General features: G+C 45.8%; 10 protein-coding genes and 1 pseudogene. 6 read left to right on the forward strand and 5 right to left on the reverse strand.

Annotation, left to right across the window (positions count from 1 at the left end):
• The 3 genes from B2899_RS01500 to B2899_RS01510 form a co-directional block, all read right to left on the reverse strand.
• On the reverse strand, nt 1-1,443 hold a 1,443-nt coding region (locus B2899_RS01500; protein WP_286883517.1), incomplete at its 3' end, for a sodium:solute symporter family protein.
• Entirely contained in the window at nt 1,444-1,614 is a 171-nt protein-coding gene (locus B2899_RS01505) for a hypothetical protein (RefSeq protein ID WP_170230324.1), read from the reverse strand.
• A gap of 160 nt (nt 1,615-1,774) precedes the next feature.
• On the reverse strand, nt 1,775-3,556 hold the full coding sequence (locus B2899_RS01510; RefSeq protein WP_146811257.1) for a sigma-54 interaction domain-containing protein: 1,782 nt from the start codon (nt 3,554-3,556) through the stop codon (nt 1,775-1,777).
• A gap of 571 nt (nt 3,557-4,127) precedes the next feature.
• On the opposite strand from B2899_RS01510, the gene B2899_RS01515 reads away from it, so the two are divergent.
• From B2899_RS01515 to B2899_RS01525, 4 genes and pseudogenes are all read left to right on the forward strand, one after another.
• Nucleotides 4,128-6,116 (forward strand): FAD-dependent oxidoreductase, encoded by a 1,989-nt coding sequence (locus B2899_RS01515; RefSeq protein ID WP_170230325.1) that lies wholly within the window; start codon nt 4,128-4,130, stop codon nt 6,114-6,116.
• A gap of 371 nt (nt 6,117-6,487) precedes the next feature.
• Nucleotides 6,488-8,149, forward strand: coding sequence for a thiamine pyrophosphate-dependent enzyme (locus tag B2899_RS01520; protein WP_286883525.1), 1,662 nt, complete (start codon nt 6,488-6,490; stop codon nt 8,147-8,149).
• Between the two features lie 9 nt (nt 8,150-8,158).
• Nucleotides 8,159-8,353 carry an aldehyde dehydrogenase family protein gene (locus B2899_RS18350; RefSeq protein WP_414631738.1) on the forward strand — a complete coding sequence of 65 codons (195 nt, stop codon included), beginning with the start codon at nt 8,159-8,161 and terminating at the stop codon, nt 8,351-8,353.
• Nucleotides 8,314-8,490, forward strand: a pseudogene (locus tag B2899_RS01525) (aldehyde dehydrogenase family protein); the annotation flags it as partial. The gene B2899_RS18350 and the pseudogene B2899_RS01525, both read left to right, overlap by 40 nt.
• A 55-nt stretch (nt 8,491-8,545) precedes the next feature.
• Here the strand turns inward: B2899_RS01525 and B2899_RS01530 are convergent.
• On the reverse strand, nt 8,546-9,931 hold the full coding sequence (locus tag B2899_RS01530) for a sigma-54 interaction domain-containing protein (RefSeq protein WP_307724497.1): 1,386 nt from the start codon (nt 9,929-9,931) through the stop codon (nt 8,546-8,548).
• Between the two features lie 198 nt (nt 9,932-10,129).
• The gene (locus tag B2899_RS01535) at nt 10,130-10,642 is read right to left on the reverse strand and encodes an acyl-CoA thioesterase (protein WP_146811261.1); all 513 of its coding nucleotides are present in this window, start codon (nt 10,640-10,642) and stop codon (nt 10,130-10,132) included.
• A gap of 299 nt (nt 10,643-10,941) precedes the next feature.
• On the opposite strand from B2899_RS01535, the gene pdxS reads away from it, so the two are divergent.
• Together pdxS and pdxT are read left to right on the forward strand one after the other, a co-directional pair.
• On the forward strand, nt 10,942-11,826 hold the full coding sequence (gene pdxS, locus B2899_RS01540; protein WP_146811262.1) for a pyridoxal 5'-phosphate synthase lyase subunit PdxS: 885 nt from the start codon (nt 10,942-10,944) through the stop codon (nt 11,824-11,826).
• Nucleotides 11,827-11,829: 3 nt separating this feature from the next.
• Nucleotides 11,830-12,426, forward strand: a complete 597-nt coding sequence (gene pdxT / locus B2899_RS01545; RefSeq protein WP_146811263.1) for a pyridoxal 5'-phosphate synthase glutaminase subunit PdxT — start codon at nt 11,830-11,832, stop codon at nt 12,424-12,426.
• The last annotated feature ends 118 nt before the right edge of the window (nt 12,427-12,544 follow it).

A 12,544-nucleotide genomic window follows, 5' to 3' on the forward strand; every position in this document is an offset into this window, starting at 1 on the left:
TCTCATTTCCTCTTTCCTTCTCCTTCTTTTTTCGTGATTTTCACAGAAAAGGTAAGCTGGGAAAACCGAACCTTTTTTACATCGACTTAATGCGTAAAAGGTTCGGTATATTCGTTTTTCTGCTACGGCATAATAAGAAAAGCAGGCCAGTAATAGAATACGAATGTAACGGCGATAACCATAATGCCGCTTATCATCAAATACCCTGGATACCTGCGCGTAACGGCCATTTCTTTGGCTTCGTCCGGAACGGCTGGACGCTGCAAGATTTTTTCCCGGAACGTCCGTTCCGCATCGGTTACCACGCCGAATGCAGATCCTAGAAATGCGGCTTGCACGCAGTAGCTGCTTGTCCGAATAGGTTTTATTCCGTGACTGTTCCATGATATCCCGCGTAATGCTGCTTCCGATGAGTTGAAGAAAACTTGAACAAGAAGACAGTGCGGCGGCCATAATACCGCTGATGATAATAACACCCAACCATGTCGGCACGATATTCATCGCCGCCCAGACGAACACTTTTTCAGAAGGAGCGATATCGGCCTTGATTGTCGTGATGGTTGAAACGCTAATGTGAAGAAAAAGATAAATCGTGATAATGGAGATAGTAGCCCATACGCCTGAGCGAATGGCCACATGTTCATTTTTAGCCATCAGATAGCGGCTGCACTGCCAGGGACTAATGGCGACGACCGCTCCCCATACTAAGCCCATAATGACAGCCCAAGCTAGCGCCTCCCACGGTGTACCCATATACGCACCAGATCCCGTAATACCATGCCAGCTTAGCAAATCAGGCCGGGCGGGCAAATGGGCCGCTTTTGTAATAGCATCGGGAAATCCACCAGCCGCTTTGATGATGAACGGAAAAGCTAGATACGTCGCGATAGAAAACAAGAAGAACATAATCGTATCATTAACCATGACGCCTCTTGCACCTGATAAGATTGTGAACGAAGAATATACGATCCACATGATAAGCAAAGCAGCGGCGTACGAAACACCGGAAATTTCGGACAATAGGAGGGCAGCTCCCTGTGTTACCGCTACGAGGTAAGCGGCAATACCAAGTACTGTCGTAATAGCGGCCGCCATCCGCACTTTGTTTGATTGAAAGCGATTGCCAAAATACTCAGGGACAGTTAATGATTGGCTTCTGCGTAAATACCGGCCAAACAAGAATACCCCAAACACGTATCCGCTTGCATTAAAAATAACAAGAATAAGTAGAAGAATCGGATATCCTTCATATGAGAAGCCGGCTTCTCCCATAAAGGATACCGTACTCAGAAACGAAGCGACTAGCGTGCCTGTAATCATGAGCGTCGATCCGCTTCGTCCTGATACATAGTATTCCTCTGAATTCTGCACTTTTCTGGATAAGATAAGACCAACGAAGACATACACAATAAACGACACAATAATACCGACTGTAAAAATCACTTATATCCCCACCTTCCCATAAGATGTCGTTTTGCCAGCCCCTTCACTGTTTTCCACCTCATCCATTTCTTTTGTGGCCTGCTGTTCCATTTTTTGCAGAAAAGCCCGTGTGAATAGCCCGATGACAATTAACGAACCTCCATATCCAATACTAAAAAGAAATTCACCCATTCTTCTGCCTCCTCGCTAGTATAAAATAGTGTTGCACTTATTTTAATATAGCAATTTCCATGCCTGTTTTTGAATTGTTGCAATTATTCTGTCTATTTATGGCTTAAGATAGGATGACGAACGCTTATCTTACATGCTCATCTATCAACTCATATGCCGGTTAGGTTACTATCTCTTCATTCGTCAATTGATATTTGTGCAGTTTACGCATAACCGTTGTTTGATTTACATCGAGTGCTTTTGCTATTTTTCTGGTCGTCCTGTACTTGGTTAGAGCATAGGAAAGAATTTGTTTTTCCGTTTCTTCCACCGCTTTTTTGATTGGCATAATACCTGAAACTTTAACCATGGCTTGCCGGCCTTCTTTGTTAAAGTGAAAAGGCAAATCTTCCATCGAAACGACAGGCTTTCTGGAGGTCACCACGATCTGTTCAATCAAATTCTCCAGCTCTCTGATATTTCCGGGCCACTCATGCAATTGAAGAATAAGCTTAGAACTTTCATCCAGAGCGACCGACTGTGAGTATTTTTTATTGAATTTATGAAGGAAATGATCAATGAGCAATAAAATATCTCTTTTTCTCTCCCGTAGCGGGGGAATACGAATTGGAACGACATGAAGCCGATAATATAAATCTTGACGAAATGCTTTTTCTTCAATCATCTGCTGCAAATTTTTGTTGGTGGCGGAGATGATGCGGATATCTACTTGTTTTTCCCGTGTACCCCCTACTTTCTTAAACGTTTTTTCTTGAACCAGGTGGAGTATTTTCACCTGAAGATCCATGGGCATTTCGCCGATTTCATCAAGAAACAATGTACCTCCATCCGCCATCTCGACAAGACCTGCTTTTCCTTGTTTATTCGCGCCCGTAAACGCTCCCGCTTCATAACCGAATAATTCCGACTCCATTAAATTAGGCGGGATCGCTCCACAATTAACTTGCACAAAATTTTTATTCTTTCTCGGACTTAGATCATGTATAATTTTCGCTAAAACTCCTTTTCCTACCCCGGATTCGCCGTGGATAAATATGGAAGAATCCATGGGCGCCACTTTCTGCGCCATCTCAATGACGGATATCATATTTTCTGATTGTGTGATGAGTTTATTAAAAAAGACGGTTTCTCCAGAATATTTATCTTGCTTCTCCTGCTGATTAAGTAAAGAACTCGCTTGGATAAGTTTGTGCTTCATCTCGACCAGTTCAGAAATATCCCTGGAATTACAGATAATTCGATAAAGATTACCTTCTTCATCGAAAATAGGTTTTGCCGTTGTAAAGACCGTCGTACCGTTCGGGTATGTTTGCTCCGCTGATTGAACCGTTTTCGTTTTCATGGTTTTTAGCGTAACGGAGTTGACAATCAGTCCTTTTTCTACTAATTCTGCGACATTTTTATTTACGTAAGCTTCCGGAGGGAGACCCGTAAATCGCTTACACGATTCACTCACAAATAACGTGTTTCCTTCAGCGTCCGTTACATAGATTTCATCATAGGAAGAATTTAGGATTTGAATCAGTTCGTTATTCTTTTTTCTTAAGCTTTCCAGCTGCTCGTGCAGCGATTGATTCAACTTTAGTAAACTAGCTATTTTTTGTTGATTTTGGTACTCCTTTACTTCAGATGATGTATAGCATGTATATTGTTCATTCCTTTTTACAATAAAGTAATCGTATTTTTTGCTGTCTTCTTCAGTCAATTGTGATAGAGAATCAATGACGCGAAAGCAATAATTCAGGCAGGATCTGAGCGGCTTTTCGCAACCTTCAACGGCTATGTTTTTCCAGAAAAGCGTTTCATCCAGTACCCCCATAACCTGCAGTGCATTGTCCACGATAAGAATAGGAAATGATTTGAGCGCCAACAAACCTTTCAGCTCTACCAGGCTAATGTCTGAAAATACCATTAGAGCTTCATTTTTTTGTGATACGTGCATACAATCACCTCATGTATATTTAGGAAGCGATACACTAATGTAAAGCAATTATCATACCATGTATACATTGATAATAAAAAGCTGCACAATGTTGAATATTTCGTAAATTTTATCCTGGATTAAACACATTTCATAACAGAATGAACACATTTTGCATCAGTTCGTTCCGTTCGTATGCTTCTCCTTCAGTGTATGCTCTTTCTTGTTTTTAATTATTTGTAAGCGTTTTACTCTTTGTAAGAGAAGCGTTTTTTGTTTGGATTTGCTGAACCTATTTTGCATCATAATGTTGCAAAATAGGTTCAGTTTTTACTGGAAACAAAAATAATACACCTATCGATGCATAAATTATACAAAATTTAATGCTTATTGTGAAATTTCTTTATATAATTTGCCGAATACGGCTGTGTTTTATACTGTATGAATTATTTATCAACCCTATCTTGTAAAGAAGAGTGGCATGATAGTTGCTTTTGTAAAAAGGGCGAACCACACAACAATTCTTTTAAAAGTAAGAATGAGGAAAATGAGTGCAGGCAGAACGATATCGCTTACAAAGGAGTGAATGATAGTGGCTCAGTTCAAGCATCTATTTGAAAAAATAACGATTGGTACTACCGAATTAAAAAACAGAATTTTAAGCACTGCGCATCAGACGAATCACGTGGCAAACGGTATTCCTACATCGGAGATGACAGCCTACCATGTAGCTCGCGCTAAGGGAGGGGTCGGCCTTATTGTTCTCGAAGCGGCTGCTGTGCATCCATCGGGAATGCTGACGACTCATACTATTGCGGGATATGACGACAGAGTAATACCCGCTTATTCTGAAATTGCCGAGCAGTTGCATAAATACGGAACCAAAGTATTCGCTCAGTTGTTTCACGGAGGCAGGGAAGTGGTGTCGAGCGATTACCGCAATGCTGCGTGGGCTCCGTCCGCAGAGCCCAGTTTGCGGTTCGGGGCTATGCCCAGGCCCATGAGCCTTGAGGAAATCGAGCAGGTCATCGACGGATTTGCTTTATCAGCAAAATTAGCCAGGGAAGCTGGACTTGACGGAGTAGAAATCTGCTGCTCTCACGGATATCTTCCGGCACAATTTTGGTCCAGTCATATTAATCATCGCACGGACCAATACGGCGGGTCCTTTGAGAATCGCATGCGCTTTATTATTGAGGTCCTGGAACGCGTATGGCAGGCGGTAGGTGAAGATTATACGGTGGGGATTCGGATGAGTTCAGACGAGATGACCATGGACGGTACAACCATAGTGGATGCCGTGAACATTGTCGAATACTTAGTGGACCAAGTTCGTGTTGACTTCATCAATGTCACGGCAGGGGACTCAAGCACGTATGCCGGTTCGACCCATATTGCACCGCCGTCTCCTGTAAAGCATGCTTACCTCTCTCCTCATGGGTTTAAGATTCGGATGGCCGGGGCCGTTCCTGTCTTTATAGGATCGCGGATTATCGATCCGGTGGAAGCGGAACAAATCGTAGCCTCTGGAAAGGCGGATGTAGTAGGGATGACCCGCGCTTTAATTGTTGATCCGGAGATGCCGAATAAGGCAATGAAAGGGGAGCTTCACTCGATTGACGCTTGTCTGGGGTGTCTTCAGGCCTGTATCGGCCATTACCATAAGGGTCTTACGATTGGATGCGTACAGAATCCGACAGCCGGCAAGGAGGCGGAGCTGCAGCCGCTTATTCAGCAGTCAAGGACGAGACAGCGCGTGATCGTTGTAGGGGCTGGACCGGCTGGATTACAAGCCGCCCTGACTGCCGATGCGCAGGGACATGAAGTTACCTTAGTAGACCAGAGTGAAGCGATTGGCGGGTTGTTACGAACAATGCGCCGGGCTCCGATGCGCCAGGAATTGGCGGAAACGATGCTGGATAATTATTCGCGGAAGTTATCGCAAAGTAATGTAAACATCGAGTTGGGGCGAAAGATAAGCCGGGATGATTTATTGGAACTAAAACCTGACGCGATCATCTGTGCAGTGGGATCAAGGCCTTACCTGCCGCATGTAGAAGGGATCGATGATTCCCGTGTGATGACGGTTGACCATCTTTTTAGCGGAAATCCCAGGGCGGTGGGACATCGTGTACTGGTATTTGATTTCGCCGGTGATTGGCCTGGAGTGGAAGCGGCCATCTTCTTAGCGGAAAAAGGGCATGACGTAACGTTGATTTCTGCTAAGCTCCACATTGGACAAGAAGTTCATCAGTACCTTCGCAACGAATATCTGAAGAAACTCTATCAATTAAAGGTACATCTCCGCCCCCACTATGATTTTGGCGGCATTCGTAACGGCCGTGTAATTATTCGTCATTTATTTTCGCATGATACGGAAATGGTTGAAGAATGGGATACGGTGGTCTTATCGCAGGGACGTGTTCCAAACATTGAGCTCTATGAACAAGTGAAGGATATCGCTCCAGTCGTCCGGCAGATTGGGGATTGTCTTGCACCCCGCACGATAGAAGAAGCAACTTATGAGGGAATGATATCGGCACTACATCTCGGTGTCATACGAACAGAAATGCATATATAAAAGACATTGGGCTGGGTGTGACGGGTTGCCAAACCACTAGTTGTCACATTCAGCCTTTTCTATGCGCTCATTGTGCGCGATAGCGGAGATGCCTTGTTTGCAGAACCGTTCACCATTAGAAAAAGCAACATTGATTCAAATCGGAATAAATTGAGTAAGGTTTAACTCGTTTTTTTCGTAATATAGACGAGAAATTCAGTTAATTCCTATGCTAATAGGGATTTTTTCATTGGCATTTCTTTTGCATAAAACGTTACATGTAGAAACAACATCCGTGCACTCTTCTTTAAGATTTAATAATATAGAAGAAAGCACTAAGAGGAAACGACAATTCTATATACTACGTTGAAGGAAACAGGAGGGGCGGAACAATGAAAGTAAGTGGAGGCAGAGCCGTTGTTGATATTCTAGTAAAAGAAGGCGTAAAGAAGGCATTTTGTGTGCCGGGAGAAAGCTATTTGGGTGTCCTGGATGCATTATATGAACATCCGCAAATTGAACTGATTTCTGCCCGCCATGAGGGGGGCGCTTCTTTTATGGCGGAAGGATACGCCAAGGCGTCTGGCGAGGTGGGGGTTTGCATGGCAACCCGGGGCGTAGGGGCTGCAAACTTGGCTATTGGCATTCATACCGCAAGTCAAGATTCGACACCGCTCGTTGCGCTTATCGGACAAGTGGAACGGCCATTTAAAGAAAAAGAGGCGTTTCAAGAAGTGGATCTGGTCGGGTTTTTTCGTCATTTGTGCAAGTGGACAGTAGAAATTGACCGGGTAGAGCGGATTCCGGAATTGCTGCACCGCGCATTTCACATGGCCCGTTCTGGACGTCCCGGACCGGTCGTGGTCGCTTTGCCCCACGATATGCTGGAAGACGAAGCTGAAATGGTAGAACTTCCTGTGTATCGGTCTCTTCCTCCGCAGCCGCATATAGAAGAAGTAAAGCAAGCTGTAGAAATGATACAAAAGGCAGAGCAGCCTGTGTTGATTGCGGGTGGCGGCGTGATTCATGCCCGTGCTACCCCCCTGCTTGTCGAGTTCGCCGAAGCGATGAGCATACCGGTCGTGACCGCTTTTCGCCGCTACGATGCCTTTCCAAACCTGCATTCTTGCTATGCGGGCTGGCTTGGATTCGGGACGCCAGCCTACCTGCTTGAAGCGATTCGGGATGCGGACCTGGTGGTTGCATTAGGAACACGATTTTCCCAGGTGGGGACGCAGGATTATACGCTGTTATCCGAGAAGACACGCTTGATTCATATCGATATTTCCCCAGACGTGTTTGGGAAAGTGTACGCGCCTTCTCTCGCCGTGACAGCAGATACCCGTGCATTCTTACAGCAGGCGCTGCAAGTCGCTGTTCCGTCGGACCCTGCAAGACAAGAAAGAACAAAAGCGCTGCATGCAAAATATATTGAATTTTCCGAAGTAAAAGCGGACTACACAGAAGACTGGGTCGATATGGATGGACTTCTGCATGATGTCGTGTCACATCTTCCGAAAGATTCGATCATTACCAATGATGCAGGGAATTTCTTCGGATGGCTCTCACGGTATTATCGATTTGAAAAACCAAACACGTATGTAGGCCCCACCTCTGGAGCAATGGGATATGGCCTGCCTGCGGCCATCGGAGCGAAATTGGCAAAGCCCGATAAAACCGTGGTGTCTTTTTCCGGGGACGGCGGTTTTATGATGACGGTACAGGAGATTGAAACAGCGGTACGGTACCAGGTGCCGGTGATCTCGATCGTTGTGAACAACAATAGGTATGGCACCATTCGGATGCACCAGGAGATGCATTTTCCGAATCGAGTCGTGGGAACAAATCTATCCAATCCGGATTTCGCTGAGCTTGCCCGCTTATTCGGCGCACATGGTGAAAAAGTGAAAAAAAACAGCGACTTTGTTCCGGCTCTCCAAAGATCCATCGCTTCAGGTCTTCCGGCGGTCATCGAAGTCGTAACCAATCCCGAGATTTTATCTGTCAGCCAAGACAAAACAAAAGCAAGACGAAACATGGTATGCAACCAATAAAGATAAAGACTGGCGAAAACAGCGTTCCCATCCTGGAGAAAGCTCTCCTTCCGGCAACGTGCGGCGTACCTGCAGAAAGCGGCTGATATTTTGAAAGCCAACCTGCAGGAAGTCAGCCGGGATTTGACGTTGGAAGAAGGGAAAACGTTAGTAGAAGGTGTTAGCGTTTTATTGAAGAAATTGAAGTCGGGATTGTTCATGTAAATTCGGAAACGGCCGGCTCCGAACCACAGGTGCCGTTCGGCGGCTGCAAGAATTCGAGTACAGGTTCGCGTGAGCAGGGCAAGACGGCGATCGAATTCTATACGCAGGTGAAGACCGTCTATATGGATCGCATGTGAGTACACTTTAATAAAGCTACCTAACGAAGCCCGGCTGCAGCCGGGCTTTTCGGCGCTAGTCTTTATAAAAGTCTAGGTCGCTGCAATACTTCCGCACCAATCTTGATGCTTTCGATTGGCTAATGGATAAGTGTTCTGCTACTTTTCTTGTGCTTCTGTATTTTGTATAGGAATCGACGACAATATTTTTTTCAACTTCCTCCAATATGGATTGTAGAGAAGAAAGCGACGGCTTTACAGATGAGACGTGCGGTTTTATATTCTCTACTATAATCGGCGGTAAATCGGAAACTTGGATCATTCCGTCACTTGTAACGACTAAACTTTCGATCAGGTTTTCTAACTGCCGAATGTTTCCGGGCCACTCATAATTATAAAAAATATCGAGTACTTCTTGTGAAATAATACGATTTACTTGGTATTTTCGGTTGAATGCAGATAGAAAATAGTAGGTTAACGGAATGATGTCTTCTTTTCTCTCCCGCAATGGAGGAATCTGCAGATTCACCACATTCAGCCGATAATATAAATCCTCTCTGAATTGCTTATTTTGTACCATTTCGTATAAATTCCGGTTGGTAGCGGAAAGAATGCGAATGTCCACCTTTTTTACCTCTTTGCCGCCGACAGGGAGAAATTCCAAATCTTGAATCACCTGTAAAAGTTTTGCCTGGATTTTGGGTGAAATCTCTCCGATCTCATCCAGAAATACGGTGCCCCCATTTGCAATTTCAAGTAGGCCCTGTTTCCCGTTTTTGACCGCTCCGGTAAAGGCGCCTTCCGCATAGCCAAACAGCTCCGACTCCAGCAGTTCTTCGGGAATGGCCGCGCAGTTGATCGACAAGAAGGGAGCATGGCTCCGGTGACTTTTCTTGTGAAGGTATTTGGCGATAACGCCTTTTCCGGTGCCGGACTCTCCTTGAATCAGAATGTTTGTGTCGACCCTGGCCACCTTGTCGCATAGCTTGATTACATTATTCATTTTCTCGTTGTTTGTAATCACATTTTCTTTATAGGCGTCAGTCAGGTCAGCCGCTTCTATTTCTTGCTCATCCGATATGTGAATATCTTTGTAATTCGGTTCTTGTCCGGTCGTAATGATGAGCTCGATTTCCTGTTTATCGTTCAATAACGGGATCGCCGTAGTGATGAGTTCTTTGCCTACATATGTGATTTGTTTAATTGTTACCGCTTTCTTTTCTTTGAAGACAAGTGGAAGAATGGGAGGTTTCCAATAATCTTTCGTGGTAAGTTCATCATTTGTTTTCCCTACGACATTTTCTAATTTGATTCCGTAGTGTCGTTCACATGCTTTGTTTACATAGACAATGCGGGCATCCTTATCTAAAACATAAATTTCATTGGGCGAATGGTCCAAAATCTTTTTTAAAACCTCGTTGCTCATCTCGATTTTTTTTTCATCGTTCATGGAATGATTCAAGGCCATAAACCTCCTGTATATATGATTGCGCTTTCAATAAATCGAGTCTGAAATAACTGAATTGAGTGAATTATAACTCATTTTTTTCTGTTTGAAAATACGGAAAGAATGGCCAGATTTCTTGGAATAGAAAGGAAAAGAGGAGGGGCTAACCCAAAAGTAATCGGGATGCCCCCTTCAGCAATAAATGGAATAAGTTTATTCCCAGGGCTTTCTCGTCGTTAAAAACTCGGCCAGGCGGCGGCTCTCTTCGCGGCGCATTTTGCGCATTTGTGAACGCTGTGCCGCGCGCTCATGTAGCTTTTTCTCTTCATCCGTTTCCGGGACTACGCCGGGGACCGGCACCGGTTTTTTATTTTCGTCAAGCGCTACAAATGTTAAAAACGCCGTGGCGGCGATTTTGCGCTCCCCGGTATACAGACCTTCGGAAATCACTTTGACGAATACTTCCATTGAAGTGGTTCCGGTCGAGATAACGAACGACTCGACGCACACGGAATCACTCGGCTTAATCGGATGCAGGAAGTCAACGGAATCGGTAGACGCCGTCACGACCGGCGCCCGGGCATGGCGGGTCGCCGACAGGGCGGCCACGTCATCAATATACGTCATCAATTTGCCCCCGAACAGAGTTCCATGCTGGTTCGTATCCGGCGGAAGTACAATACTGGTTTTTACTACACGTGAATCTTTTACTAATCTTTTTTTCATTATTATCGCACACCTTCTATTTTTTGCATAAACGATACATTGTCTTCATTTATTATAATACCCGGATTTACAATTCGAAACGGCTTTGTTTAAGTCTATCTTTTGCGACTTTTCTCTTTTGAAGCAATTTTAAAAGTTAAGTGTTATATTACGTGTTTGACTGTTATATACACTTATACGCTAAAATCTTCTTTGTAAAAAACGAATTCATAACACTTGACCGAAATAATGGCGACAAGTGTTATATCATTTAAGCTAAAAAACAAAAAAAATGAGGAAAAGGCAGGAGGATTTATAACATGGCACAACAGGGAACTGATCGCGTAAAACGCGGAATGGCAGAAATGCAAAAAGGCGGCGTCATCATGGACGTTGTAAACGCTGAACAGGCGCGCATTGCGGAAGCGGCAGGCGCAGTAGCTGTTATGGCGCTTGAGCGCGTACCGGCTGACATTCGTGCGGCAGGCGGCGTGGCTCGTATGGCTGACCCGACAATCGTGGAAGAAGTTATGGCGGCAGTATCCATTCCGGTTATGGCGAAAGCGCGTATCGGCCACTATGTGGAAGCGAAAGTGCTGGAAGCGCTGGGCGTAGACTACATTGACGAATCCGAAGTACTGACACCGGCAGATGAAGTGTTCCACATCAACAAAAGAGAATTTACTGTTCCGTTCGTGTGCGGTGCACGTGACCTGGGTGAGGCGCTGCGTCGTATCGGCGAAGGGGCATCCATGATCCGCACAAAAGGAGAGCCGGGCACAGGTAACATCGTGGAAGCGGTTCGCCATCAACGCATGATGCAAAGTCAAATCCGCAAGGTTGCCAGCATGTCCACCGACGAGCTGATGGCAGAAGCAAAAGCGATCGGAGCACCGTATGAACTGCTGAAGCAAGTACATGATACAGGCAAACTGCCGGTTGTAAATTTTGCGGCAGGGGGCGTGGCAACACCGGCGGATGCGGCGCTGATGATGCACTTGGGTTCTGACGGCGTATTCGTAGGGTCCGGTATCTTCAAATCCGAAAATCCGGAACGTTTTGCTCGCGCTATCGTGGAAGCGACTACGCACTATGACAATTACGAATTAATCGGCGAGCTGTCCAAAAACCTGGGCAATGCAATGAAAGGCATCGATGTGACGTCCCTTCTTGAAAACGAGCGCATGGCTGTGCGGGGCTGGTAAGCGATGAAGATTGGAGTACTGGCGCTGCAGGGCGCGGTGGCGGAGCATATCCGCCTGCTTACGCTTGCGGGAGCGGAAGCGATCGCCGTCAAGCGGGTTGAGCAGCTGGACGGGCTGGACGGGCTGGTCATTCCCGGCGGTGAAAGCACCGCGATCGGCAAATTGATGAAGAAATACGGTTTTGATACGGCGCTGCGCGAGTTTTCCGCGCAGAAGAAGCCGTTGTTTGGCACATGCGCCGGCTTGATTATTCTGGCGGGCGAGATCGAAGGCCAGGATTGGGTACATCTCGGTCTCATGGATATAAAGGTGGCACGCAATGCGTTTGGCCGCCAGCGGGAGAGCTTTGAAGTGGATCTGCCGATTCCAGGCATAGCCGAAGATTTTCGTGCAGTGTTCATCCGCGCTCCGCTCATCCGTGAGGTAGGAGACGATGTGGATATTTTGGTTCGCCATAACGGCGAAATTGTCGCAGCCCGTCAGGGGCACCTGCTGTGCGCCTCGTTCCACCCGGAATTGACGGACGATCTGCGGATGCATGCCTATTTCCTGGAAATGGTGAAAGAATATCGTTCGCAGACGGCAGTCGGCACGGTATAGTGAAAAAAAACGGAGAGCAGCTTTTGACGGCGCTCTCCGTTTTTTTCTGTGAAAATCGTGAGGAAAGAAGGAGAGAAAGAGGAAATGAGATCTAAGGAAGAAAAAGGCGTTCGCCTTT

Source organism: Aneurinibacillus sp. UBA3580, from assembly GCF_002375825.1.
GTDB classification, from domain to species: Bacteria; Bacillota; Bacilli; order Aneurinibacillales; family Aneurinibacillaceae; genus Aneurinibacillus; species Aneurinibacillus danicus.

Excerpts from the sequence above, each read along its gene's own strand:
- B2899_RS01535 (WP_146811261.1), bottom strand. The coding sequence starts at position 10,642 with ATGAAAAAAAGATTAGTAAAAGATTCACGTGTAGTAAAAACCAGTATT.
- B2899_RS01505 (WP_170230324.1), bottom strand. The coding sequence starts at position 1,614 with ATGGGTGAATTTCTTTTTAGTATTGGATATGGAGGTTCGTTAATTGTC.
- pdxT (WP_146811263.1), top strand. The coding sequence starts at position 11,830 with ATGAAGATTGGAGTACTGGCGCTGCAGGGCGCGGTGGCGGAGCATATC.
- pdxS (WP_146811262.1), top strand. The coding sequence starts at position 10,942 with ATGGCACAACAGGGAACTGATCGCGTAAAACGCGGAATGGCAGAAATG.
- B2899_RS01510 (WP_146811257.1), bottom strand. The coding sequence starts at position 3,556 with ATGCACGTATCACAAAAAAATGAAGCTCTAATGGTATTTTCAGACATT.
- B2899_RS01520 (WP_286883525.1), top strand. The coding sequence starts at position 6,488 with ATGAAAGTAAGTGGAGGCAGAGCCGTTGTTGATATTCTAGTAAAAGAA.